This window comes from Paenibacillus lentus, assembly GCF_042714055.1.
GTDB lineage: Bacteria > Bacillota > Bacilli > Paenibacillales > Paenibacillaceae > Fontibacillus > Fontibacillus lentus_A.
Genome location: NZ_JBHGVC010000002.1, coordinates 220,286 through 244,544, shown reverse-complemented (window position 1 = coordinate 244,544; position 24,259 = coordinate 220,286). Strand labels below are relative to the sequence as shown.

Below are 24,259 nucleotides of genomic sequence, written 5' to 3'. Positions count from 1 at the left end.
CATTGTTTATTAAATAATCGTTGAAAATACCATCAAGAAGGTGATGAGGATTACGCTGACGGAGAGCAGCGAACTTAAAGTACGGAGCTTTGCAGTCTCTGTCGAAATATTCTTATTATCACGGATGCCCCCGATCGCCAGCTTCAACGGTTTGGCCATAATTCCGCCAAGCGCGCCGATAGCCAGGAAGAGGACAACTACCACGATCATCCATAGCACGGAATAGTCACCTTTTCCGATCAAGTAGCCTCCGGTCAATAGCTGAATCACTAATCCGATTTGAGCAAAACGATTTAATGATTTAACCGCTGAGAGCGTTCCTTCTTGGGCTGCCAGGGACAATTTGCCTACCGCTCCAAATACAAACGGCAAAACTAAGTAAAAGCCGAGCGCCAGCGCACCGATGATGTGAAGAAAAAGCATAACCTGAAACATAACCATATTACAAACCGCCTTCCATTTGTCAATTAAATTGATTACTATATAAGATCTATTATAGCTGCCGGCAAAAAGAAGAACAACGTTTATCGCTATTACGGCACTATAGAAAAGCAAACCTTCTCTTAAGAGAGGTTTGCTCATCCCTGATCCGCAATATAGAATTTAGCCTTTAACGACTGCGATAACACTGCGTACCGAGTCCGCAGATTTATCCAATGCAGCCTTCTCTTCAGCCGTCAATTCCAGCTCGAATACTTTTTCGATGCCATCGCCGCCCAGAATGACGGGAACGCCCATAAACAGATGGTTATAGCCGTACTCGCCTTCAAGAAGAGCGATGACCGGTAGAATGCGTTTCTTATCCTTCAGGATCGCTTCGGTCATTTGGACGAGGGAGGCTGCCGGCGCATAGTATGCACTACCGTTACCGAGCAGGTTAACGATTTCTCCGCCGCCTACGCGAGTGCGCTGAACGATCGCTTCGATACGCTCCTTCGAGATCAGTGAATCAATCGGAATGCCCCCTACGCTGGAGTAGCGTACAAGCGGCACCATATCATCGCCGTGGCCGCCAAGCACGAAGCCGCGAACGTCTTCAACAGATACGTTAAGCTCTTGTGCGATAAATGTGCAATATCGAGCCGTATCGAGAACTCCGGATTGACCGATCACTCGATTTTTAGGGAAGCCAAGCGCCTGATAAGCCGCGTATGTCATAGCATCAACCGGATTACTTAAAATAATGACGATGGAGTTCGGACAATACTTCTTCACGTTCTCGCACACCGATTGAACGATCCCCGCATTCGTGCTTACAAGATCATCGCGGCTCATTCCCGGTTTGCGGGCAATTCCTGCCGTAATGATCACGACATCGGAATCAGCGGCATCCTCATAGGAGGATGTGCCTACGATGCTGCTGTCAAAGCCCTGGACAGGACTAGCTTCCAGCATGTCCAGCGCCTTGCCCTTAGTCGGGTTCTCCAGTTGCGGAATATCCAGCAGAACGACATCACCAAGCTCTTTTTGTGCCAGCATGAGCGCCGTCGTTGCGCCGGTAAATCCGGCACCGACGACCGTGATTTTTTTTCGCCGAATGGCCACGATAGTCAAGACCTCCTAATATTACATGTTTTTGATTACTTGATCGGCGAATTCAGAGCATTTCACTTCTGTAGCGCCATCCATCAGACGTGCAAAGTCATAGGTAACGGTCTTATTGTTAATCGATGTCTCGAGTCCTTTGTAAATCAGGTCGGCCGCTTCCTGCCAGCCCAGATGCTCAAGCAGCATAACGCCGGACAGAATGACGGAACCAGGGTTAACCACGTCCAGATCCGCATATTTAGGAGCCGTACCATGCGTAGCTTCGAAAATCGCGTGGCCGGTCACATAGTTGATGTTCGCTCCCGGTGCAATACCGATACCGCCTACTTGAGCTGCAAGCGCGTCGGACAGGTAGTCGCCGTTCAGGTTCAATGTCGCGATAACATCGAAATCCGTTGGACGGGTCAAAACTTGCTGCAGAGCGATGTCAGCAATGGCATCCTTGATGATGATCTTGCCGCTATCCTGCGCTTCTTGCTGTGCCTTGTTGGCAGCATCCGTTCCGGACTCTTCTTTGATCCGATCGTATTGTGCCCATGTGAATACCTTATCGCCGAATTCCTCTTCCGCCACTTCATAGCCCCAGTTCTTGAAGGCTCCCTCCGTGAACTTCATGATATTGCCTTTGTGCACAAGAGTTACGCTCTTACGCTCATGCTTAATTGCGTATTCAACCGCAGCGCGAACGAGACGCTTCGAGCCTTCTGCTGAAACTGGCTTGATTCCGATTCCAGAAGTTTCCGGGAAACGGATTTTGCTTACGCCCATTTCGTTTTGCAGGAACGAAAGCACCTTTTTCACTTCTTCGGAACCTTCTTTATATTCAATACCCGCATAAATATCCTCTGTATTCTCACGGAAGATGACCATATCTACCAGCTCAGGACGCTTGACTGGAGACGGTACACCGTTGAAATAACGTACAGGACGCAGACATACATACAAATCAAGCTCTTGGCGCAATGCCACGTTCAAAGAACGGATACCACCGCCGATTGGCGTCGTAAGCGGCCCTTTGATCGCTACAATATACTCGCGGATCGCGGTCAGCGTATCGGCTGGCAGCCACTCTCCGTATGTATTGTAGGCCTTCTCGCCGGCGAACACTTCGTACCAGGCAATTTTTTTGTCGCCGCCGTATGCCTTTTCGACTGCAGCGTCCAATACGCGCTTGGAAGCCTTCCAAATATCGCGGCCTGTGCCATCGCCCTCGATGAATGGAATAACTGGATTGTTAGGCACCTGCAGCTTGCCGTCCTGAATTTCAATTTTCTGCCCTTCTGTTGGCAGAGCAAATTTTTCTAATTTCAACATGTTGATGGTTTCCTCCTCGTTTAAATTAGTAGTACTTGTCCGGTCTCCATTCTATCATAGATTGAAGACCGGTTACCTATTTCTATTATCTCATATCGATTGGGATGTATCTTTGGTTCGTTGGACCGGTATAGTCAGCGCGTGGACGAATGATCCGGTTGTCATCCAGCTGCTCTAAAATATGGGCAGTCCAGCCTGAAAGACGGCTGATCGCAAAGATTGGCGTAAACAGATCGCTAGGGATGCCTAGCAGCGTATAAACGGAGGCGGAATAGAAGTCCACATTAGGCTTCAATCCTTTTTGTCCGGTTACAAGCTCTTCTACCTTTACGGAAATATCATACAAAGTAGAATCGCCCTTCAAAACGCTGAGCTCGCGGGACATCTTCTGCAGATGCTTGGCACGAGGGTCACCGTTCTTATATACCCGGTGGCCGAAGCCCATAATTTTCTCCCGATTGTTCAGCTTCTTCTGAATATAGGACTCCGCTTTATCCAGCGTGCCGATTTCGCTCAGCATGTTCATAACGGCTTCATTAGCTCCTCCATGCAGAGGGCCTTTTAACGTACCGATGGCAGAAGTAATTCCAGAATAAATATCGGACAAGGTGGCAATAGTGACACGCGCCGAGAAGGTGGAGGCATTGAGCTCGTGATCCGCATGAAGCACCAGGGCTTGGTCCAAGGCACGAACAGCAACCTCATCCGGCTTCTCGCCGGACAGCATGTAGAGGAAATTGTACGAGAGCGATACATCTTTAAGCGGAGCAATCGGCTCCTTGCCATCCCGGATGCGCGCATAAGCAGCGATCAGCGTAGGAAGCTGAGCCTGGAGCTTGATCGCCTTCAACTGATTGCTCTCCCGGGAAATATCATTTGCTGTCTCATCATACAAAGCAAGAGCCGACACGGCGGTCCGCAGCACGGCCATCGTATTAGCATCATTCGGGTACAGCTTCATTTGCTCCAATACCGCTTGCGGTACTGCTGCGTTATCGTTGAGCTGCTGCTGCAAAGTCAACAATTGTGATTTCGTAGGCAATTTGCCGTACCAAAGTAAATAAGCGGTCTCTTCATAGCTTGCACGTTCTGCCAAATCATCGATATTAATCCCGCGATAGGCGAGAACGCCGTCATGAATGGAGCTAATCGAGGATGTAGCCGCCACAATACCTTCAAGGCCTTTGGTAGCTGTCATAGTATATCTCTCCTTTGTAACAAAATTATGATCAAACTAGCGGATGAAAACATTTACATTTTAAAAGATTAAAATTTTTAAAATATGGCTGGAGGATGCCTGATTAAATATAAAGTCGCTCTAAAAGCCCCCTAAATCATCATACTGGATTTCGAGAAGCAAGGGAACAATCTGAGAGAAACCCGTTTATCAAAATGTTTTATCACTATTATAAAGTTTTTTTGTAAACGATTTCGAATTGCAATGACAATTGTCACTCTAGACAAACTTTTATGGATTTCCGTCATACTCGTCCGATCGAGCTAATAGAGTAAATAAGAAAAACATCTATCGGCATACTTCCGAAGAAGCCAGCTGCGATTAGGGATAGTTTTTCTTGTGATATAAGGAAAGCGGAGTCTTTGAAACTTATACTTTCTTATATCTTAGGAAGGAGGGGACGACAACTTGGACAATGTATTCGTCAAGCGCGTGCTGCGAGGCACCTGGGTATGCTTACTGCTCATTGCTCTATTGCTGCTCGCCTACTGGCTCATTCCTTTGCTGTACCCCTTCCTCATTGCCTGGCTCGTCGCGTATATCATGAACCCTTTCGTTTCATGGTGTGAAATTCATTTGCGCTTGCCCCGCTGGCTGGCCGTAACCTTTGCTCTGTTAGTTTATTTCGGAAGCACGATTATCGTCTTCTCGGCAGCCATAACCCGACTCGTCAAGGAACTGATTCATGTCACGGAATCCTTGGATCTAAGCATCGAAAAATGGAAAAACGTCTTCATGGAATGGAGCCAAAACGAGAAGCTTCAAAGCATCATGAATGAAATCAACCGCTTCATCGCAAGCCATCCCGGCTACTCCAATACCCTGCATAAAAACATCGATTCTACTGCTGTCAATATAAGCACTGCCATTTCCCGCACCGTTGCCAGCCTGTTGAATGGCGTCGTCAATTTGTTAACCTCCCTGCCCAGTCTTGGAATCATTTTGCTTGTTATTCTGCTCGCAGCCTTCTTCATGAGTAAAAACTGGAACCAAAATATGCTTTTTCTCGCCCGCCTCATCCCCGAGCCCTTTCAACAAACCGCCCGTGAAATCTGGAATGACCTGCAAAAAGCGTTATTCGGCTACCTGACGACTCAATTTATCATGATTTCAATAACGGCTGTCATCGTGCTGGTTGGATTGCTGATTTTGAGGGTCGAGTCCGCTTTTACCTACGCTATTTTAATTGGGTTCGTAGACCTGCTGCCTTATCTCGGCGTCGGAACGATCATGCTTCCCTGGCTGATTTACGCTTATGTCAGCGGGGATCTTTCTCTCGGTATCGGATTGTCGATTCTGTACGGCCTTATCCTCATCGCCCGACAGCTCATTGAGCCGAAGGTGCTTGCCACAAGCGTAGGACTTGAGCCGCTCCCCGTATTGATCGCCATGTTCGCAGGACTTAAGCTATTCGGCGTGCTTGGGCTCATTATAGGCCCTGTCTCCCTGGTCATTATTGGCGCCATTATTCGCGCCGGGGTTATTCGGGATATGCGAAACTATATCGTGAACGGCCGGCTCCGCTAGCTGTTTACCGCATAAACAGGCAAAGCCGAACTCCCAGGAGTCCGGCTTGCAACCAAGTACTGTTCTATCGGCGAAAAAATGTAATTTTACCTTCTTTAATTTTCTTTCCGATCCACTTCATGAGCAGCAGCCGATAGATCGGTCTCGTTAACGGGAATACCATGGTAAAACCAACGATATCCGTAATAAAACCGGGAGCCAGCAGCATGATGCCGCCTGCGAACACGCAGATCCCGTCCAGCATCATTCGGCCAGGAACCTGTCCTCCGCTCATTTGCGCCTTCGCATCAACCATGACCTTACGTCCTTCAAACTGCATCATCAGTCCCCCGATAATCGAGGTAGCCAGGGTAAGAAATATCGTCTTTCCAACTCCGAGTCGTTCACCCACTTCGACGTAAGCCCAAAATTCGGCGACAGAAATCAGAGCAATAATGACAGGGATCCATTTGCGCATGTAATAACTCCTTTACAATCAAACATCTAGAGGCAGCTAAAAGGTTCTCTTTTTGATTAAGTGTTTAAAGAGTATTTTACCGCTTCATGCGCACTTTTTCAAAGTTTACTCGCTTGATCGAATGCAGCATACCAGTCAGGGAAAACTTTTTTGAAGGCAACGGGCTTAAAATCCTCACGCCGTACAACGTAATGGGAGGACTTTCCTTCGACGCATAGCGTGCCTTCGCCGTTAAAAAGCTCGTATCCGTACACGGTCTTCACGCCGCCGTTGTCCAAAATGCAGGTCTTAAGCACGACCTCGTCTCCGTATGTAATTCCTTTATGATATTTCACGTTCATTTCATGAACCGGAGAAATATAGCCGGCTCGTTCCATATCGATGTATTTAAACCCGAGATCCTCACAAAGCTTCGTTCGCCCCAGCTCAAACCACCCCAAATAATGAGCATGGTAAATAATACCCATCATGTCGAATTCGAAATACTTAGGGACGATCACTTGCTCGCTGACGTACATGTAAAGCCTCCTCCTTCTGCTCTATGAAACAAAAAGCAATGGTATCCGCTATATCGGAATGCCCATTGCCTTTGTCCATATATCCTTAATCGTATATAAGCTATCGCAAGCTATTTGCGAACTTGGCCAATTTTAACCAGGTTCGTGGAACCGGAACGGCCAAGCGGAACCCCTGCTGTAATCACAACAAGATCGCCTTCTTTGACCACACCGCTATCGAGTCCGCCCTTCATAGCCTTATCGAACATCTCATCCGTAGAAGAAGCTACATTCCCCTTAACCGGCGTAACTCCCCAATTCAAGGCTAGACGACGCAGCGTGTTATCCTGCGTAGTTACAGCGATAATCGGAGCCTTAGGGCGATACTTCGACACCATGCGCGCCGTATAACCCGTTTCCGTAGATGTAATAATCGCTTTAGCGTTCAATTCAAGCGCAGAGTTGGCAACAGCCTGGCTGATTGCTTCCGTAACCGTAGTTTGCTGCGCATTGCTTTGCTTAATGAAAATCTCACGATATTCCAATGCAGATTCTGCTTTCTCTGCAATGCGGGACATCGTCAACACGGATTCAACCGGATATCTACCGGCTGCTGTCTCACCAGACAACATAATCGCATCAGTGCCGTCAAAAATAGCATTCGCTACGTCACTTGCTTCCGCGCGCGTCGGTCTTGGGTTGCGCTGCATGGAATCCAGCATTTGCGTTGCTGTAATAACAGGCTTACCTACCCGGTTGCATTTCTCGATCATTTTCTTCTGGGCAAGCGGTACGTCCTCAGCAGGAATTTCAACCCCAAGGTCTCCACGAGCAACCATCAAGCCATCGGAAACCTCCAGAATTTCATCCAGATTGTCAATCCCTTGCTGGTTCTCGATTTTGGAGATAATTTGAATATGGGCTGCGTTGTTACGCTCAAGCAATTGACGGATTTCAAGAACGTCGCTAGCTTTACGTACGAAGGATGCGGCAATGAAATCGATGCCTTGTTCAATCCCGAAAAGAATATCGTTAGCATCTTTCTCCGTGATGCCCGGAAGGGAAATGTCGACTCCAGGAACGTTAACGCCTTTCTTGCTTTTAATCGGACCGCCGTTGATCACGCGGCACTTGATTTCAGTACCTTGGATATCAACTACGGTAAGGCCAATTAATCCGTCATCGATCAAAATGGTTGAACCTACTTCCACGTCTTGTGGAAGATTTTGATAAGTGATCGAGATGCGATCCTTGTCGCCGAGAATTTCCTCCGTCGTCAAGGTAATGAATTCATCCTGCACAAGCTCAATCGGTTCTTCCTTCAATTTGCCGGTGCGGATTTCTGGACCTTTCGTATCCAGCAGTATGGCGATTGATTTCCCCAGCTCTTCGCTCGCTTGGCGAATCACTTTGATTCGATTGCCATGCTCCTCAAAATCTCCATGGGAGAAGTTAAGGCGAGCGACGTTCATTCCGGCCATGATCAGTTTCTTGGTGTTCTCTAACGATTCACTTGAAGGACCGATAGTACATACGATTTTTGTTTTGCGCATTTGGGTTTCCTCCGTTTTGTTTTGTTCTCTCTATATCGTCTTTTCCAACATCTAAATTTACTATAGTTTTCCCATTTTGTATAGGAAGTTTGTCATATCGTCAAGAACTAAGACATTTTATACTTTTTTCATACTACTCTTTACCCACTGTCGCAGCATCTGTTACAGTGTTTTTTTCTATGTCTTTTTCATTTTCCTCTACTGGATGATCGACAGGATCGTCTGGGGAATCTACAGCATTTGTTACGACTTCCTCCAGAAGCTTATCGGATTTGCGGTTCTCTGCAAACCGTCCGATTTTACGGAACTTATGATATCGATCTTCAAGCAGCTCGTCCGGATTCAGATCGGACAGTTCCTCAAGCTGGCGAACCAATGCAGACTTGATCGCTTCTGCCGTGGACTCATAGTCCCGGTGCGCTCCGCCGCGAGGCTCAGGCACGATCTCCTCGATGACTTCCATGGAGAGCAGATCTTGGGCGGTAATTTTCATCGCTTCCGCCGCCTGATCGGCTTTGGAGGCATCCTTCCATAAAATAGAAGCGGCTCCATTCGGTGAGATGACGGAGTAAATGGCGTTCTCCAGCATAATTACTCGATTTCCCACGCCTAACGCCAGTGCGCCCCCGCTGCCGCCTTCGCCAATGACTACGCAAATAACGGGCACGCGCAGCATCGCCATTTCGCGAAGATTTCTTGCTATCGCTTCGGACTGTCCCCTTTCCTCGGCCGTAATGCCAGGATAGGCTCCTTTGGTATCGATAAAAGTAACAATCGGGCGTTTGAATTTTTCGGCCTGGTGCATTAAGCGCAGCGCCTTGCGAAACCCCTCCGGATGAGGACTTCCGAAGAAACGGGCAATATTATCCTTGGTATCCTTACCGCGCTGCTGGCCTACAACCGTAACCGGAATGCCGTTTAATTTAGCCAGTCCGCCTACGATGGCCAAATCATCGCCAAATACCCGATCGCCATGCAGCTCGATGAAATCAGTGAAAATAAGATTTATTAAATCAAGCGACGTAGGGCGCTGATGATGGCGCGCCAAATGCATCTTCTGCGAAGGCGAGATATTGCTGTAAATCTCATCCTCAAGCTGCTTATAGCGCTCCTCCAGCCTCGCGATTTCTTCGGTAAAATCGATTCCCTTCTCATTGCCGAACTGCTCAAGCTCCAGGATCTTCTCACGAAGCTTCACGAGGGACGTTTCAAAAGGCAATTCTCCAGCCACTTATACTCCTCCCTTCACACCGTGCAGATCAAGCAGCTTGCATAGCGTCGCTTTGATCTCTTTGCGGTGGACGACCATATCCAGTTGCCCATGCTGCAAATTGAACTCTGCGGTCTGAAAATCATCCGGCAGCTTCTGGCGTATCGTCTGTTCGATGACGATCCGTCCAGCGAACCCGAATACCGCTCCCGGCTCAGCGATAATAATATCTCCAAGCATGGCAAAACTAGCCGATACGCCCCCTGTGGTCGGGTCCGTAATGACCGAAATGTAGAGTCCGCCTTGTTCATTTAACCGAGCCAGAGCAGCACTTGTCTTGGCCATCTGCATCAGGCTGAGAATACTCTCCTGCATGCGGGCACCGCCCGAGGTCGAGAAAATAATAAGCGGAAGCCGCTGCTCCGTAGCGGCTTCGATCGCCCGGGTTATCTTCTCGCCGACGACGGAGCCCATGCTTCCCGTAAAGAAGTCAAAGCTCATGACGGCTACGACCGCAGGCAAACCCCCGATCGTGCCCTGTCCGGTAACCACAGCCTCGCGAAGGCCCGATTTCAGCGTCTGTTGCTCAAGCTTCGTGGCATAGCCTGGAAATTCCAGCGGATCTACGGATACCAAGTCAGCATCATATTCGATGAAGCTGCCCTCATCCAGTGTAATACGAATCCGGTCAAGCGCATTCAGACGCATGTGATAACCGCATGAAGGGCATACCTTCAGGTTCTTTTCCAGCTCTTTGCTGTACTGAATGCTCCCGCATTTGCCGCATTTATTCATCAGGCCTTCTGGAATCTCGCGCTTGGGTCTTTCCTCCGGCTGGACACTGTCTTCATTCCCTAGACTTCCTGAAGGAATGGTCGCGTATTTTCTTTTTTTATGGAACAAATCTTTAAACACAACTACACCTCTTCAGCCGTTAATTTAATAGGCCGCACCTACAGTCAAGGATACATCGCTTTTACTGATTTGCCCTCACCTTGTACTCAAGGATGCAAAATGGAATTCAGCACTTCTTGAACTTCTTCGAGCTCGCCCGAAGGAACTAAAATTTCAAACTGCTGTTTCGATAAATTGACAGGACGTGTTTGGACGAGAAAGCCTTCTTCCGTAAGCCTCGCTTTAATCATATCCGCAATTTTGGCGGTAGGCGCAATATACATTACAGTCCACATGTCCTTACCAAAGCCCCCTAACCTTTCGTTTTGAGCCCGTATAATAGAGTAATGATAACATAATTTTCAAAAATACCGCAACAAAGGGCGGAAAGCTAAAATGCATTTCACCGGGGGATTTGGAAAATACAGGCATTACGTCGTAAAATAACAGTTCGCGGAATCACTTTTATGGGCGATCCTTGCTGAGGCTGCGGCTGCAAGTCCTGCTACCAAATCATCGAGATAAACGTGAATTCGTTCCCCTTTCCCATTCAGTTTACCTATGATTTTGGGCTTTACCTTGTCCAGATAGCCGAAGCTCGTCAGCCCGATCATGCCGAATACGCTGGTAATGCCCAGCGCCATCGTCTCATCGACCCCATAAAGCGGCTCATCCGCCTCCATGATCGCCTGCAGAGGCTCTGGCAGGAGCTTCCTCTCCGCCATTTCATCCAGGGCAATCCCTGTATATAAAGTATATTGAACTTCCCGTTTCTGCAAGACGGCCTTCACGCTATCGACACACTGCTCCATAGTCAGATCAGCATGATAAGCCTTTTGCAGCGAATAAACAATCTCGGCAATATCCTCCAAAGTAACCCCTCTACGGAGCAACTGAGCCTTGGCAATCTCATAAGACATCTGTCATTCCTCCCGCATACTGAATAGACTAATACACATCGCCTGTCCTTCTAAATAAGCTTTCGAACCGCTTGCAAAGCTGCTTCTATACCGCTAAGAGAGTGCTGTCGGCTTGTTGCCGTCCCTCCGTCTAAAATAGATACGGCTGTGCGGCAGCCCGGGGCCGTTGAATGAACCGATCGAAGGCAGCACAGCTTGGACGTGATTCGGTGTACCATTCGAAGGTAGTTCCAGCCTGGGCGTAATTGAGAGGATCGATAGTAGTGTCCACCCTGGTGCTATATGGCCCGCCTGTCGATCATAGAATAGGATCTGAGCGCGATTGGGAGATTCAGTCGATGGGTAGATGGGTAGACCGCTCCAATACTAGGATTCCGACCATAGCTTTAAACGAAAGAACCAATCAACGATAAAACCAGCAGCACTTAACTATTCAACGGACTTCGTTCGAAAAGATTGACTGGGACAACGTAAATATTGTGTTCCTAAGTGTATGCAGGAATGCAGCAAAATGTTCATAAAAACTGCCCCCGAAATATTTTAGTAGAATATGTAAACGCATACTAATCTATGAATTGGAATAGTTAATACTTCTCACAACTAACTAAAAGAGCCCTATTCCTAAACTGCAGGAATACGGCTCCTTCGGGACTTACGGTCAGGTGACCCAGCCTAGCGTTCTCTATGCGCCTATAACGCCTCGGAAGAGCGCCTAAGCCTTGGTAGTACCCACCGGTAAATTACAAATATACTATCATGTCATACATAACTGACGGTTACAGCGACGTATATTCGACATGAATCTGCCTGTGTCCACCTGATCGTGTAAATTCGTTTCATTTCTTATTTGACCTTCACTGTTCCAGCACCAAGCATGTCTTCCATCTCCTGAAACAGCTCCGGCGAAGGCTTGATGCTGTAGCGCTCGCTCAGCGCGAGCAGCTTCCCGGTGCTCTCATAATAGAGCACCGTCGCCACAGGCCCTGGATGAAGCTGAAGCAATGCCTTCAGCTTCTCCAGCAGGCGGGCGTTCTCCGCCGCCGCCGAGATCTTGATGAAGACGCGCTGCCGCTGCGCGGGCGTCTTCACATCGGGGGCGCCCGGCGCAGCCGTGGCCGCCCGGGGGGCATGGGGCTGCGCCGCCGTGCCGGCCGCAGCCACCGGGGCCTCGCTGCGCTGCGCTGCAGCCGTGCGGGAGGACGCCGCCATCGCGGCGTCGTTCCCGCGCTGGGCTGCAGGCTGCGGCTGCGCAGAGGCCCCGCTCGCGCCGCGGGGGGATGCCCCGCGGCTGCGCCGAAGCTGCGCGAGGCTCGCGGCGCTTAGCGGCGCGAGCTCGTCCGCCAGCAGCTTGAAGCCTTCGTCCTGCTGCTGGACGGTGGCGCGCAGCGCGAGCAGGGCGCCCTTGGCGACCAACTCCCCGCTGCGCCGCCATATTTCAGGGAAGAGCACAACCTCGCAGCGCTCGACCTGATCCTCCAGCTCCATGAAGGCCATCGCTTTGCCCTGCTTCGTCGTGATCGTCTTCACCGATACGACCATGCCGGCGACTACAGTCCTGCTTCCATCGGGACTCTCCGCTAAATCCATAAGCCGATCGATCCCTTCGCTCACGAGAAATTCGTCGTAATCATCCAGGGGATGACCGGATAAATACAGGCCTAGCAGCTCCCGCTCCAAATCAAGCTGCTGCCCTGCACTAAACGGCGGGATTTCCGGATAAGCGATATTCCAATTTGGCGTCTCCACAAAATCAAATAATTGAATTTGCAAATCCTCCCGCTCCTTGCGCCACTTCAGCGCCGCTTCGACCGTCTCGTCCAGCATAGCGAGCAATTGAGCACGATGACCCGGCAGGGAATCAAACGCTCCCCCTTGAATGAGCGATTCAATCACACGCTTGTTGCAGGTTCGCAAATCAACCCGTCGGCAAAAATCAAGCAGGCTGTCGAATGGCCGTTCCCTTCTTTCCCGCAAAATACTCTCCATCGCTTGGGTTCCAACGTTCTTGATCGCGGCCAGGCCGAACCTGATCACGCCCTGCACAGCCTCCTCGGCACCCGCGGAGGATTCATTGCTAGAATCGTCTTCATACGATCCATAAGCCCCCGTATCACGCTCAGCCAAGCTCTTTGCCTGCTCGCTCCCGTCATCGCCGCTAGCCTCATCATCGCCAGTCGAATGGCTCCAAGCATCGGAAGTGTCCGCACCCACCCCCATGCTGTCCTGATTCCCTTTTGTTCGGGACACCTTGATCAGCCGGGGCGTGAACAAAACGCTGCTCTCATTCACATCCGGCGGCAATACCGTAATTCCCATCCGGCGGCACTCGATAATATATTCAGCCACCTTGCGATGGCTGCCCATGACGGCAGTCAGCATTGACGCCATAAAATGGACAGGATAATGCGCCTTCAAATAAGCCGTCTGAAAGGCAAGAACTCCGTACGCCGCAGCGTGTGCCCGAGGAAATCCATAATCGGCAAACCGAACGATCATATCATAGACCGCATTCGCATCTTCCTCTGGATAGCCTTTAGCCAAGCTTCCCGCGACGAAATGTCCTCGCTCTTCATCCAGCACCTCGCGTTTTTTCTTCGAGACGGCACGGCGAAGCAAATCGGCTTCACCGAGAGAAAATCCCGCCATTTTCGCTGCGATTTGCATAATTTGCTCCTGATACACGATGATGCCGTAAGTGTCCTGAAGGATCGGTATTAAATCGGCGTGCGGATATTCCACGGTGATCTGACCGTGCTTGCCAGCTATATATTTTGGAATAAACTCCATCGGGCCTGGACGATACAAGGCGTTAACAGAAATGATATCCTCGAAGACGGAAGGCTTCAAATCCTTGAGCACCCGTCTCATCCCCGCCGACTCCAACTGGAACACGCCGGTCGTTTCTCCCCTTCCCAGCATTTCGTACGTCGCCGGGTCGTCATAGGGAATATGGCGGAAATCAGGAACTTCCCCTTCCTGCTCGCGAATCCAGTTCAGGCAACGCTCGATAATCGAAAGCGTCCGCAGTCCCAGGAAGTCCATCTTGAGCAGTCCGATCGACTCCAGATGCTCCATGGAATACTGGGTAAGCGGCATCCCTTCGCCGCTAGCCTGCAGCGGCACCGTATCCGTCAGCGGATCTCGCGAAATAACGACGCCGGCCGCATGAGTCGAGGCGTGGCGGGGCATCCCTTCCACCTTTCGGGCCATGTCGAGCAGGCCTTGAATCCGCTGCTGCGACTCATAGAGCCCCTTCAGCTCCGGGCTCTCCTTGATCGCCCGCTCGATCGTCATGCCGAGGTTTCCAGGGATCAGCTTCGCCACTTTATCCACTTCGCCGAACGGAACGTTTAACACGCGGCCAACATCGCGCACGGCAGCGCGCGCGGCCATGGTACCGAACGTAATAATTTGCGCCACGTGCTCGGCGCCGTATTTGTCCGCGACATAAGCAATGACTTCATCCCGCCGCTCATCGCTGAAATCGATATCGATATCCGGCATTGTCACCCGTTCAGGATTTAGAAACCGCTCAAACAAAAGATTATATTTCATCGGATCGACGTCCGTAATGTTTAATACATAGGCCACGATGCTTCCGGCAGAGGAACCGCGTCCCGGACCGGTAGCAATGCCCTGCCTGTGGGCATAGGCGATAAAATCCCAAACGATCAGAAAATAATCCGAGAATCCCATATTCCCGATGACATTTAATTCATAATGAAGCCGCTGCTTTAACGGCTCTCTCGTATGCTCCTGCTGCCAATTGTCAAGATGGCCGTATCTTTCTTCAAGCCCCTTTTCACACAACGAGGCCAAATAAGCTTCCGCTGTCATCCCCTCCGGGATCGGGCGATAGGCCGGCAGGATATGCCGTCCAAACTGAAGCTCTAAATTGCATTTATCCGCAATGGCCTTCGTATTAGCGACGGCCTCGGCAACATATGGGAACAGCGCCGCCATTTCTGCGCCGCTTTTTAAATACAGCTGATCGGTTGGTATTTGCAGCCGTTCCTCGTCCTCAACCGTCTTGCCTGTACCGATGCAAATGAGAACATCCTGTACCTCGGCATCCTCTTGGTTCAAATAATGCACATCATTCGTGGCTACCAGCTGCACATCAAGCTCGCGAGCCAGCTTGATCAGCTCGGGAAGCACTTTTTTCTGCTCCGGAATGCCATGATCCTGAAGCTCGATATAAAAATCTTCGCCAAATACCGCCTGGTAACGCTGTGCTGCCTTGCGAGCCTCATTGTACCGGCCATGCAGCAGATGCTGCGGTACCTCGCCCCCCAGACAAGCGCTTAAACATACCAGTCCCTCGCTGTGCCGTTCGAGCACCTCCCAATCGATCCGTGGCTTATAGTGAAAGCCCTCCAGATGGCCGATCGAAGACAGCTTCATGAGGTTCCGGTAACCCGTTTCGTTTTTGGCCAGCAAAATCAAATGATGGATCGGCTGGTCTTTGCGAGTTCCCCGTTCCTTGCGAGAACCGGCCGTAAAGTACATTTCACAGCCAATAATCGGCTTGATGCCGTTTGCCTTGCAATATTTATAAAAAGGAACCGCCCCGTACATGACTCCATGATCGGTTAACGCCAACGCCTTCATTCCGAAGCTTGCCGCTTTGGCAACCAAATCCTGAAGTCTGGCGGCACCATCCAGCAGACTGTACTCGCTATGCACGTGCAAGTGAACAAATTCGTCCATGCGTCTCCTTCCTTTCCAAGACAAAACTTTTATTGAGGCGCCCCCACAGAAGATAGAGCGCCTCTAGCAAATGTTTTCTTTTTAAACTACCTCTCAACATCAGGTTTAAAAAATCAACTTTTCAGCACCGAGAAGGTTGCACGAACCCTAAGAAAGAGGAGCAGAGTGTAGGAGAAGCCTACATGAGCACCGGACTTCGAGGGTGAGTGCTAGATTCGATGTCGAGATACATCTAGTGAAGCATCGTGATCAAAAGCTGACTTTTTTAAACTACCTCTCAAAATATTTTATCATATAAGGCTGGAAAGCGCCCATACAATGGTACAGAAGGACAAGCGAAGCGAGGCCATATGGCTTGCAGAAATAAGTTCGCCGAAAAGAGAGGAGAGTTAGATGCATGAGCACGTTTCTGACAAAAGCGGTGATGGACTTTTTTATCGCTTTCGGCATCGTGCTGGGAGGGGCATTGATCGGGGGGATTGGAGCCGTCGTATCCCTGCAGCCGCCAACCCAGACGATGCTCGATGTGGCGGATCGAATTAAGATTTGGGCGCTTGCCGCCGCCGTTGGGGGGACGATCGATCCGATGCGCGTCATAGAGAGCAACTTTTTTGATGGAAACCTGTCGCCAGCGATCAAGCAAATCCTATATTTATTGTTTGCCTTCCTTGGTGCGCATATGGGATCGGAGCTTGTGCGGTGGGTTTGTGGAGGTAACCGGGGATGAGCCCGCTTCGTCGGCCGACGATTGAAAAGTTTAGGCGGTTTATGCAGCTAACGGCGATCTTCATCCTTGGGATGGTTGCGGGAAGCGTTGTGTACAATATCATCTATCAAACGAGCTACAATACGCTCTGGATTCAGAACAAGGATCTGCAAATCCAACTGTATCAAGCGGAGGAAGATAACAAGACGCTGAAAAAATACAACAAAAGATCGACAGTGATCAAAGAAATCAAGATCCGTGTCGAAGATCGAGATCCTCCGCTCGATTCACTCGCCGTGAAGGAGGTCGTACAGCAGCTGCACGAGGAGCTAGAGGTGCTACGAGGCAGAAGCATTTTTGAAATCGATTCGGATGGAAAAATGGCACGGACACTTTTAAATCGAAAAATATACGCCGTCCGCGACAAAGAGTACAGCATTCAAATCAAAACGATGCTCGTCAGCGAGGGTGTGCTGCAAGTGTGGGTAGATATGCGGCCTTATGTCAGGGGCTGACTTTTTAGTAGTATACGATTACAATAAATATTACGTAGTCGGCATATCATGATATCAAGCGATGATCTATGACATTTGCAACCAGATATCCTATGAATTCGAACTAAGCTGCGTCTTTTATGCAAAAATTTTAAGATTATGGTGAAAAGGAGCTGTTTTCGTTCCATGATTGAGAGTATTCAATACGTTTTGTACGCCGGACTGATCATTTCTTGCATTTTCTCCGTATTCTTCAGCATTAAATCCCGTCGATCCATAGATGGCAAGGCTCGCGGACTTTCTGCGGCTAAAATGAACATCAGTATGGGCTTCATGCTCCTGATTCTTGCTTTTATCCAGATGTTCATCTTTAGCGGTTCGTCGATTCGTGTCGTGATCGGCGCCCTGTTTATGGTGTTAGGCGCCTTTAATATTTTTGCCGGCATCCGCAATCATGGGCTCTGGGCCCGTTATAGCCCCGAATCCAACAAATCGTAGTATAGCGAATAGTTAATAAAAAAGGACAATCCTGTGCTCAACGAAGCATTCCAGGAATTGTCCTTTGCTGTTTTAAAACTTTAGGTCATTATTCGTATATCGCTATCATCTGCAATTAAGCGTGATCGATCGACTGCAGCGTCATGACTGCCTTCGATATGAGCAAATCCTGATGCGTAATAATAATTTCCAGCTTGCAGGCGCGGCGGCTCGTTTCCAGAACGACCGGGGTAATCACGACGGCATTCTCAATCTGTACAGGTCGGACAAAATAAGTCGTCAAATGATCTACGACATAATCTCCGCCGCCGACATCCTTGGCTGCGCTAAGGGCAGCCTGGGTCATGATCGAGGTTAGCACCCCATGGGAAATCGTCCCGATATCGCTCGACATCTGCGGCGTAATGATGCCGTGGAAGAATAGCCGTCCCTCCTCGTCCCGCTCCTCGACAAAGCCATGCCACATCAAATGCTCAAACGTCTCGCCCAGCTGCGGCTCATTCCTAGCATCGCGCATCGCTTGCAGCACTTCCTTCCGGGTGACGGAGGAGACGAGCTTCCGGTTACGATCGATGACCGGTAAAAAATCGATGCCTTCCCACACCATAATCTGAGCCGCGGATGCAAGCGAGGTTTGAAGGCCAACCGTAATCGGATGGCGTACCATGCATTTTTCGATATGATGATCTCCGCCGCCGATTTCCTCGACATTTTTGCGGCTGACGATGCCGATGACCCGGTTCCACTCATCCACGACCGGAAAATGCTGCATTCCCGTCTCCAGAGACAGCTGATCAAAATCGGAAATATTGCTGTTCACCTTCAACATATTAGGCCTTGGCTTGGCCGCAACGATGTCCTCGACCAGCATAATTTTCTTCTTGATCAGCCGGTCAAACAGCGCTCTGTTAATCATGGAAGCGACCGTAAAAGTATCATGCCTGGACGAAATAATCGGCAAATTCAACCGATCCGCAAGCGCCTTGACTTCACGGCTCGTGCCGAAGCCCCCGGTGATGAGCACGCCGGAGCCCTGCTCGAGCGCTAAAGAATGCGCATCCTCCCGGTTCCCGACGATCAGCAGGCTCCCCGCGTCGATATACCGGGCCATGGCATCGATTTTCATCGCACCGATAACATATTTATGCAGCGTCTTATCCAGGCCTTCCCCGCCGCCCAGCACGTGTCCCTCCACGATTTCGACGACATCGCCAAAGGTCAATTGATCCGATATATTCCGCGGCTTCTTCTCAACCCGTACCGTACCGATCCGCTCTTTCGTAATGACGATGCCGAGATTCTCCGCTTCCTTTACAGCACGATAAGCTGTTCCTTCACTAACTCCCATGCTTCGCGCTAGTTTGCGAACTGAAATTTTCGTGCCGATTTTCAAGCCTTCAATATACTGTAGCAGTTGTTCGTGCTTTGTGATGCTCTCCTCATGCCCTTGCAACTGTTACACCCCCCGTTCGAATCTGTACTAATCTGTATCTATTATACACATTTTAGGCTTGAATATAAATAATTGTTGATTAACCGAACCGGTAGAACCGGCAGAATCGTCAAATGATGATTGGGTGACGCTTATTAGGGCTGACCAGTAACGTTTTAACTGAGTAGGGGGGAGTTCGTGTCAATAAACCTCAGCTCCGCTGAAAACTTGGAAATTCTATAATCATAACAAAATAAACAAGCGCAGCCTGTCCCTCCTCGGAGAAAACCGCACTTGTTTAGCTGATCTAGCCCTGCCTTTTTATTCCGACTCTCAAGCAAGATAACGGCTATTGTTCTGCATTCTACCAATCAACCCTGCTTGCTCTCCACCGGCCAGTCCTTCGCCTGCAGCTTGCCCTGCCATTCGCGCAGCTTGGCCCGGCGTACGGCTTCGAGGGCGCGCTGCTTCTCCTCGTTGACGCCCAGCAGAAAATGCAAATGTGCTCCTACGATCATAAAGGCAAAGGCAGCCCAAACGATGCCGAATAACGAGAGCCAGCCTGTATCTGGGTTAAACGAAATCAGCGGAAGGGCATATATCAGCATACCCAAAGCAAGGATGAGATAGACCGCATGCTTCCATTTGCTTCTCTTTTTTTCTTTCTTGATTAAATGCAGTGTCTTCATTGTTTTCATAATCCGCAGCTCCTTCATCACGAATCTATATCGAATCTATATTTCTAGTCTATGAAGGAGCTGACTATAATATGAAACTTTGGTCAAAAATTGCGCCATGAATCTCTCAGCTCAAATCCGAATACCTACCCTGTTATGTAGCAAGGGTGGAGAAGAATCGCTGTTTAGGAAATAACGCCAAGGAGTCTAGCGAGGCGCAGCCTGATTATGACTGTTCCGGCGCGTATAGGTGCTGCAGGCTGTCCGTAATGATTTTGTTCACGTCCTGAATGATGACACTAAGGCGACGCTCGGCGTCAAACAGGCGGCGAATGTTCAAATTCAAGCTTAGCACCTCGAACAGCTTCTCCATTTGCTCCATTTCTTCAGTAGACGGCATATCGCCGCTCATCATTCGCTGCTGCACTTCATTTTGCTGCTGGCGAAAATCGTCCAGCATCCGCTTGCTTTCCGGGTCAGCGTCCACCAGTTTCATAGCGGAAGTAATGTCAGCTACCTCTTGGCTTTCTTTCATTGCCTTTGCTAGATCATGTGCTTTGTCATAAATGTTCATCCTCATATCCTCCTCAAATGTAGTAACGCGTTTTTCTGTGCGTTCTGATCGAAACCTTGCTGCATTAACGACCTACCCACAGCAGCATCAACGATTGTATCAATCCAATCATACCGCCTAGCAGAACTCCCAGCCAGGTAATCGCCCTAAATTCTTTGCCGGATACGCTGAGTATAACCTCTTCCAGCCGCTCTACAGGGAATTTCTGCACCTGCTCCTGGACTAGCTGCGGAAGTTTAACCGCCTTCATCGCTGGCGGAATGATGCGGGCGATGAGATGAAGCATGCGATCCGCAAGCGCAGGAACAGCAGCTTCCGCTTGTCTGAGCCAAGGCGCAATCAAAGAAGCGATCCCTACGTTCTCGGCCTTGGTTATCCAGGCGTTCAACGGAAGCTCCTGGAGCTTCATTCCGATCCAGGCTTCGGGGTCACTCCCCATCAAGGAAGAGAACAGCTCCCCTACAGACTTCTCACCATAGGTCTCCAGCCGGTCTTTAATTGCAGACGCGACTTTACTGCGGGCCTCATCTCCCTGCAAAGCGCGGACGAGGGTTGGTGTCAGCTTCTGGACAAGCTTCTCCTCATCCATAAAGATCGCAGCCATCGTACCGAGAAAGCCCCCGGTATTGTCTACAAGGCCGGAGGCCATTTTGGCCAGCAAACGCTGGCCCTGGGAGGAGAGAAGCTCTTCTGCTACCGCTTCAAGAATGGCGTTGGCCGCCGCCTCGCTCCACATCTGTCGGTTCTCTTCCGACCAGCCCGGCACCATGCTTTTCAGGGGTCTCTGTTCCCAATCATATTTCTGCCATGCGTGTCGAAAGCCGTATTGGAGTATCTCCCCCAGCGCTGATGCCGATTTGCTCTTGACGGATTCCCATTCCTCTTCCGTCCACAGCAGCAGGGCGGCTTCCTTGATCGTCATGCTGCTGTTCGCCCAACGGCTTAGCAGTGCTCCCAGCTTCTCCTCGGCCTGACTGCGGAACTCGGGCCGGAGCACCATTTCCTGGAGCCCTTCCGTGGTAACGAGATATTCTGAAACCACATTGCCCAAGGATTCGGCAATATCTTCTCTCCGCTTTGGAATAAGTCCTGGCGTAAACGGAACGCGCCGTTTGCCAATCATTATCGGATTTCTGGGGTGAAACAGCATTTTAATCGCAAAGTGGTTCGTTACTCCACCAACAAACGCAGCTATAACAACACTGACGATAATGTATAACCAATCTGCCAACCTAAAATCCTCCCTGTACTCCTTAAAAAATATCGCCTCATGATTCTGCCGCAATATAGGCAAGTGTCACAATTTATAGCTCGCAAATCCTGTGCACCTTGCCGCCTACCTACTTGCCTGGCACCGAGATGCCGCCATTAGCCCGCATCCCAGCATCGTTTTTTAAAATATGGGTTAATCACCAAGGATTCTATGTCCTCATATGATGCATTACATGTATTTACGAAGACGCATCCAAGACATCGAGCTTAAGCTTGGAAGGAGATCCGCTTCATGCACTCCAAAAAAATAAAGGTACAAATCATGAATCCGGGTTTGCTGGAGGATGATTGTCTCGTACTCGGAGAGCTGCTGATCAAGCAGCTGAAAATTCCGACCAATCATCCGCTGCAGCTATCCTTTGGTTCATTCCGGCACAATGTTAAAGTCATTCCCTTGTCCCGGTTAGACGGGATTCGGATCAGCCAAGGACTTGCAAAAAGTATGGCTCTTCCAGCAAGGTCGACACTTCGGATCATTTATCGTCCACATTCATCTACCATTCAGCTTGGACCGATCATCGGCGTGCTAATCAGCAAGGACTACCCGGATACTCCGGGGAGGCCTTTCGGTCCAATCACCTTATTCTGCCGGGAACTCACAAATGCTTGTCAGCGACAAGGAATCTTTGTTTATTTCTTTACGCCATCCCACATCGGGAGCAACAGCTCGAAGGTAACGGGATGGATTTATGCAGATGGCTGGAGGAAAACCGATCTTCCTGCAGCAAATGTGTTCTACAACCGCCTGACATCGCGCAAATTGGAGAATAAACCTAGCGTACAGCATTTCATGAAAGAAGTAAAATCCCTCTATGGAAGCCATTATTTCAACGAAAAGTTTCTGGATAAAACCGAAGTATTCGATGCGCTGGGCCGTGCTCCTTCCCTGTCAGGATATATGCCGGAATCACACTTATTCCGTAACTATGCCATGCTGAAATCGATGTGCAGCAGACACCCCATCGTCTTCCTTAAACCGATCAAGGGCAGCCTGGGCAAGGGCATCATTCGCATCTCCCGGCTGGAAGGAGGCGCTTATCAAACGTTAACCGCCCAAGTCGGCGGAACACAGAAACAAAATTACGCCAGTCTCACCAAGCTATTCACTGCCCTGTCCGGCAAAATGAAATCGACACGTTATCAGATCCAGCAAGGCCTCCATTTGATGCTTGTGGATCGGCGTCCTGTAGATTTTCGGGCATTGGTGCAAAAAAATCGGCTCGGAAAATGGAACGTCACCTCTGTTGTCGCCCGGATCGCCGGAAGTCAGCATTTCGTCTCCAATCTGGCACGGGGCGGCTCGCTCTGCACGTTAAAGGACGCAATCTCACGCAGCACGCTTTCACCAAAGATGAAATCAAAATTGAGCGTCAGGCTAAAAAAAGCCGCGCTTGATATCGCACTTGGCATTGACGAACAAATCCCGGCCCACTTTGGCGAACTCGGCATTGATCTTGCGGTCGACCAACACGGCCGCATCTGGCTGCTCGAAGTAAATTCCAAGCCTTCGAAGAACGATAATACGCCGATTGGCGGGAGCAAAATACGTCCTTCCGTCAAACAAGTGATAGAATATTCTCGTTTTCTGTCCGGCTTTTAAACAAGGAGGTCTAAAATGAACCCGTCTCCTCAAGGTATAGTAGGCATTTTGGTAGGCGAGTGTGCTGGCCCCCTTCCTTTTGCAGAATCGGCGTTTTGCCGCCAATTATGTCATATTGGCAATCAGCAGAAAATGACGATATACGTATTCTGTCCAGGGTGGGTCACTTCGGGACGCAGAAGCATCACTGGATATACGTTTGAAAGCGGGAAATGGATACGCAAGCAGTTCCCCGCCCCGGAAATTATTTATGATCGATGCATATCCCACGACAAAAATCAGCAGCGACGCAAGCAGCGCTGTCTGGAAATACTGAATGATCTGCAGCCCTTTGTTTACTTAACCCGAGGGCTTGCGGGCAAATGGTCTGTCTATCAAGCCCTTATGAAGCATAGGCTCTTCGCCGCCTATCTCCCCAACACGGTTCGATATGAGGGCACGATCCAGCTGGACAATTGGCTATCCCTGCATGGAGGAGAAGCCTTCCTGAAGCCTCAAAATGGATCGCATGGGAAGCGGACATTGCTTGTTAAAGAAATGAACGCGGATCTGGGAGGCGGATTGGCGTTAACCGGCAGAGACAGCAGAAACCAGCTGTTCCGCAGAAAGTTTCGTTCCCGGCAAGACGGCCTGGAGTGGATACACCGGTTTATTGGATCAAGAATATTTCTGCTGCAGCCCTATCTGCAGTTGAACACTTCCAAGGGAGAACCCTTTGATGTCAGAGTACTGATGCAAAAAAACGAAAATGGCTTATGGAGTATGACGGGTATGGCCGTACGGGCTGGCCGCAAGCACTCCCTAACCTCCAACCTGCATGGAGGCGGAACCGCGCATAAAGCCCTTCCCTTTCTGACCAAGGAGCTTGGCGAGCGCAATGGCATAACGGCTGTACAGATCATACGCAAACTGTCAGAGGCTATTCCGAAGCATCTGGAATCCCAATTCGGCCGGCTGGCTGAGCTCGGGATCGATTTCGGTGTTGACCGCGGGGAGCGAATTTGGATTCTGGAGGTCAATTCCAAGCCGGGCAGGTCATCCTTCTTCCGCATCGGCGATATGCAAGGAGCCCGAAAATCTGTAGAGAACCCGATACAGTACGCCCGGTACTTGTTGCTTCGTAAAACTTTAGCCTAGTC

The 24,259-nt window shown here is 49.8% G+C and carries 22 protein-coding genes; 6 read left to right on the top strand and 16 right to left on the bottom strand.

Annotated elements, in window-relative coordinates; translation table 11 throughout:
- Positions 1 to 9: 9 nt before the first annotated feature.
- The 4 genes from ACE3MQ_RS04715 to citZ all read right to left on the bottom strand — a co-directional run bounded on the left by ACE3MQ_RS04715 (position 10) and on the right by citZ (position 4,060).
- A complete protein-coding gene (locus ACE3MQ_RS04715; protein WP_379391856.1) occupies positions 10 to 435 on the bottom strand; it encodes a hypothetical protein in 426 nt (141 codons plus the stop codon).
- A gap of 168 nt (positions 436 to 603) precedes the next feature.
- Entirely contained in the window at positions 604 to 1,545 is a 942-nt protein-coding gene (mdh, locus tag ACE3MQ_RS04710) for a malate dehydrogenase (RefSeq protein ID WP_379391155.1), read from the bottom strand.
- A 21-nt stretch (positions 1,546 to 1,566) separates the two neighbouring features.
- Entirely contained in the window at positions 1,567 to 2,862 is a 1,296-nt protein-coding gene (gene icd / locus ACE3MQ_RS04705) for an NADP-dependent isocitrate dehydrogenase (RefSeq protein ID WP_379391153.1), read from the bottom strand.
- Between the two features lie 85 nt (positions 2,863 to 2,947).
- Positions 2,948 to 4,060, bottom strand: coding sequence for a citrate synthase (gene citZ / locus ACE3MQ_RS04700; RefSeq protein WP_379391151.1), 1,113 nt, complete (start codon positions 4,058 to 4,060; stop codon positions 2,948 to 2,950).
- Positions 4,061 to 4,507: 447 nt separating this feature from the next.
- Here citZ and ytvI point away from each other — a divergent pair, with 447 nt between their 5' ends.
- Positions 4,508 to 5,626 (top strand): sporulation integral membrane protein YtvI, encoded by a 1,119-nt coding sequence (gene ytvI, locus ACE3MQ_RS04695; RefSeq protein WP_379391149.1) that lies wholly within the window; start codon positions 4,508 to 4,510, stop codon positions 5,624 to 5,626.
- A 64-nt stretch (positions 5,627 to 5,690) separates the two neighbouring features.
- Here ytvI and ACE3MQ_RS04690 read toward each other — a convergent pair whose 3' ends face one another.
- The 8 genes from ACE3MQ_RS04690 to ACE3MQ_RS04655 all read right to left on the bottom strand — a co-directional run bounded on the left by ACE3MQ_RS04690 (position 5,691) and on the right by ACE3MQ_RS04655 (position 15,867).
- On the bottom strand, positions 5,691 to 6,083 hold the full coding sequence (locus ACE3MQ_RS04690; protein WP_379391147.1) for an FxsA family protein: 393 nt from the start codon (positions 6,081 to 6,083) through the stop codon (positions 5,691 to 5,693).
- Positions 6,084 to 6,181: 98 nt separating this feature from the next.
- Positions 6,182 to 6,601, bottom strand: a complete 420-nt coding sequence (locus ACE3MQ_RS04685) for an acyl-CoA thioesterase (protein ID WP_379391145.1) — start codon at positions 6,599 to 6,601, stop codon at positions 6,182 to 6,184.
- Positions 6,602 to 6,711: 110 nt separating this feature from the next.
- Positions 6,712 to 8,133 (bottom strand): pyruvate kinase, encoded by a 1,422-nt coding sequence (pyk, locus tag ACE3MQ_RS04680; protein ID WP_379391143.1) that lies wholly within the window; start codon positions 8,131 to 8,133, stop codon positions 6,712 to 6,714.
- A 133-nt stretch (positions 8,134 to 8,266) separates the two neighbouring features.
- Complete coding sequence (locus ACE3MQ_RS04675; protein WP_379391141.1) at positions 8,267 to 9,364, bottom strand: acetyl-CoA carboxylase carboxyltransferase subunit alpha; 1,098 nt, start codon at positions 9,362 to 9,364, stop codon at positions 8,267 to 8,269.
- The gene (gene accD / locus ACE3MQ_RS04670) at positions 9,365 to 10,258 is read right to left on the bottom strand and encodes an acetyl-CoA carboxylase, carboxyltransferase subunit beta (protein WP_379391139.1); all 894 of its coding nucleotides are present in this window, start codon (positions 10,256 to 10,258) and stop codon (positions 9,365 to 9,367) included.
- An 86-nt stretch (positions 10,259 to 10,344) separates the two neighbouring features.
- The gene (locus ACE3MQ_RS04665; protein ID WP_379391137.1) at positions 10,345 to 10,533 is read right to left on the bottom strand and encodes a glutamate decarboxylase; all 189 of its coding nucleotides are present in this window, start codon (positions 10,531 to 10,533) and stop codon (positions 10,345 to 10,347) included.
- A gap of 135 nt (positions 10,534 to 10,668) precedes the next feature.
- The gene (locus ACE3MQ_RS04660; RefSeq protein WP_379391135.1) at positions 10,669 to 11,157 is read right to left on the bottom strand and encodes a phosphatidylglycerophosphatase A family protein; all 489 of its coding nucleotides are present in this window, start codon (positions 11,155 to 11,157) and stop codon (positions 10,669 to 10,671) included.
- Positions 11,158 to 12,000: 843 nt separating this feature from the next.
- Positions 12,001 to 15,867: a DNA polymerase III subunit alpha gene (locus tag ACE3MQ_RS04655; protein WP_379391133.1), complete on the bottom strand. Its 3,867-nt coding sequence runs from the start codon at positions 15,865 to 15,867 to the stop codon at positions 12,001 to 12,003.
- A 397-nt stretch (positions 15,868 to 16,264) separates the two neighbouring features.
- On the opposite strand from ACE3MQ_RS04655, the gene ACE3MQ_RS04650 reads away from it, so the two are divergent.
- The 3 genes from ACE3MQ_RS04650 to ACE3MQ_RS04640 all read left to right on the top strand — a co-directional run bounded on the left by ACE3MQ_RS04650 (position 16,265) and on the right by ACE3MQ_RS04640 (position 17,565).
- The gene (locus ACE3MQ_RS04650) at positions 16,265 to 16,594 is read left to right on the top strand and encodes a YtrH family sporulation protein (RefSeq protein ID WP_379391131.1); all 330 of its coding nucleotides are present in this window, start codon (positions 16,265 to 16,267) and stop codon (positions 16,592 to 16,594) included.
- Complete coding sequence (locus ACE3MQ_RS04645; RefSeq protein WP_379391129.1) at positions 16,591 to 17,088, top strand: hypothetical protein; 498 nt, start codon at positions 16,591 to 16,593, stop codon at positions 17,086 to 17,088. Before ACE3MQ_RS04650 ends, ACE3MQ_RS04645 begins: the two co-directional genes overlap by 4 nt.
- 165 nt (positions 17,089 to 17,253) lie before the next feature.
- The gene (locus tag ACE3MQ_RS04640; protein ID WP_379391127.1) at positions 17,254 to 17,565 is read left to right on the top strand and encodes a YtpI family protein; all 312 of its coding nucleotides are present in this window, start codon (positions 17,254 to 17,256) and stop codon (positions 17,563 to 17,565) included.
- Between the two features lie 115 nt (positions 17,566 to 17,680).
- Here the strand turns inward: ACE3MQ_RS04640 and ACE3MQ_RS04635 are convergent, their stop codons facing one another.
- The 4 genes from ACE3MQ_RS04635 to ACE3MQ_RS04620 form a co-directional block, all read right to left on the bottom strand.
- Positions 17,681 to 19,018, bottom strand: a complete 1,338-nt coding sequence (locus ACE3MQ_RS04635; protein WP_379391125.1) for a DRTGG domain-containing protein — start codon at positions 19,016 to 19,018, stop codon at positions 17,681 to 17,683.
- A gap of 350 nt (positions 19,019 to 19,368) precedes the next feature.
- Entirely contained in the window at positions 19,369 to 19,695 is a 327-nt protein-coding gene (locus tag ACE3MQ_RS04630) for a hypothetical protein (RefSeq protein ID WP_379391123.1), read from the bottom strand.
- A gap of 205 nt (positions 19,696 to 19,900) precedes the next feature.
- Complete coding sequence (locus tag ACE3MQ_RS04625) at positions 19,901 to 20,248, bottom strand: YlbF/YmcA family competence regulator (protein WP_379391121.1); 348 nt, start codon at positions 20,246 to 20,248, stop codon at positions 19,901 to 19,903.
- Positions 20,249 to 20,312: 64 nt separating this feature from the next.
- Positions 20,313 to 21,479 (bottom strand): DUF445 domain-containing protein, encoded by a 1,167-nt coding sequence (locus tag ACE3MQ_RS04620; protein WP_379391119.1) that lies wholly within the window; start codon positions 21,477 to 21,479, stop codon positions 20,313 to 20,315.
- Between the two features lie 273 nt (positions 21,480 to 21,752).
- On the opposite strand from ACE3MQ_RS04620, the gene ACE3MQ_RS04615 reads away from it, so the two are divergent.
- Positions 21,753 to 23,120, top strand: a complete 1,368-nt coding sequence (locus ACE3MQ_RS04615; RefSeq protein WP_379391117.1) for a YheC/YheD family endospore coat-associated protein — start codon at positions 21,753 to 21,755, stop codon at positions 23,118 to 23,120.
- Between the two features lie 15 nt (positions 23,121 to 23,135).
- Positions 23,136 to 24,257 carry a YheC/YheD family endospore coat-associated protein gene (locus ACE3MQ_RS04610; RefSeq protein ID WP_379391115.1) on the top strand — a complete coding sequence of 374 codons (1,122 nt, stop codon included), beginning with the start codon at positions 23,136 to 23,138 and terminating at the stop codon, positions 24,255 to 24,257.
- Positions 24,258 to 24,259: the final 2 nt, after the last annotated feature.

Bases quoted from the DNA above. Each gene is read 5' to 3' on its own strand.
- ACE3MQ_RS04645 (WP_379391129.1), top strand. From the start codon at position 16,591: ATGAGCCCGCTTCGTCGGCCGACGATTGAAAAGTTTAGGCGGTTTATG.
- ACE3MQ_RS04630 (WP_379391123.1), bottom strand. From the start codon at position 19,695: ATGAAAACAATGAAGACACTGCATTTAATCAAGAAAGAAAAAAAGAGA.
- ACE3MQ_RS04640 (WP_379391127.1), top strand. From the start codon at position 17,254: ATGATTGAGAGTATTCAATACGTTTTGTACGCCGGACTGATCATTTCT.
- ACE3MQ_RS04685 (WP_379391145.1), bottom strand. From the start codon at position 6,601: ATGTACGTCAGCGAGCAAGTGATCGTCCCTAAGTATTTCGAATTCGAC.
- ACE3MQ_RS04625 (WP_379391121.1), bottom strand. From the start codon at position 20,248: ATGAACATTTATGACAAAGCACATGATCTAGCAAAGGCAATGAAAGAA.
- ACE3MQ_RS04655 (WP_379391133.1), bottom strand. From the start codon at position 15,867: ATGGACGAATTTGTTCACTTGCACGTGCATAGCGAGTACAGTCTGCTG.
- ACE3MQ_RS04690 (WP_379391147.1), bottom strand. From the start codon at position 6,083: ATGCGCAAATGGATCCCTGTCATTATTGCTCTGATTTCTGTCGCCGAA.
- icd (WP_379391153.1), bottom strand. From the start codon at position 2,862: ATGTTGAAATTAGAAAAATTTGCTCTGCCAACAGAAGGGCAGAAAATT.
- ACE3MQ_RS04660 (WP_379391135.1), bottom strand. From the start codon at position 11,157: ATGTCTTATGAGATTGCCAAGGCTCAGTTGCTCCGTAGAGGGGTTACT.
- citZ (WP_379391151.1), bottom strand. From the start codon at position 4,060: ATGACAGCTACCAAAGGCCTTGAAGGTATTGTGGCGGCTACATCCTCG.
- ACE3MQ_RS04650 (WP_379391131.1), top strand. From the start codon at position 16,265: ATGAGCACGTTTCTGACAAAAGCGGTGATGGACTTTTTTATCGCTTTC.
- pyk (WP_379391143.1), bottom strand. From the start codon at position 8,133: ATGCGCAAAACAAAAATCGTATGTACTATCGGTCCTTCAAGTGAATCG.
- ACE3MQ_RS04665 (WP_379391137.1), bottom strand. From the start codon at position 10,533: ATGTGGACTGTAATGTATATTGCGCCTACCGCCAAAATTGCGGATATG.
- ACE3MQ_RS04610 (WP_379391115.1), top strand. From the start codon at position 23,136: ATGAACCCGTCTCCTCAAGGTATAGTAGGCATTTTGGTAGGCGAGTGT.
- ACE3MQ_RS04715 (WP_379391856.1), bottom strand. From the start codon at position 435: ATGTTTCAGGTTATGCTTTTTCTTCACATCATCGGTGCGCTGGCGCTC.
- ACE3MQ_RS04615 (WP_379391117.1), top strand. From the start codon at position 21,753: ATGCACTCCAAAAAAATAAAGGTACAAATCATGAATCCGGGTTTGCTG.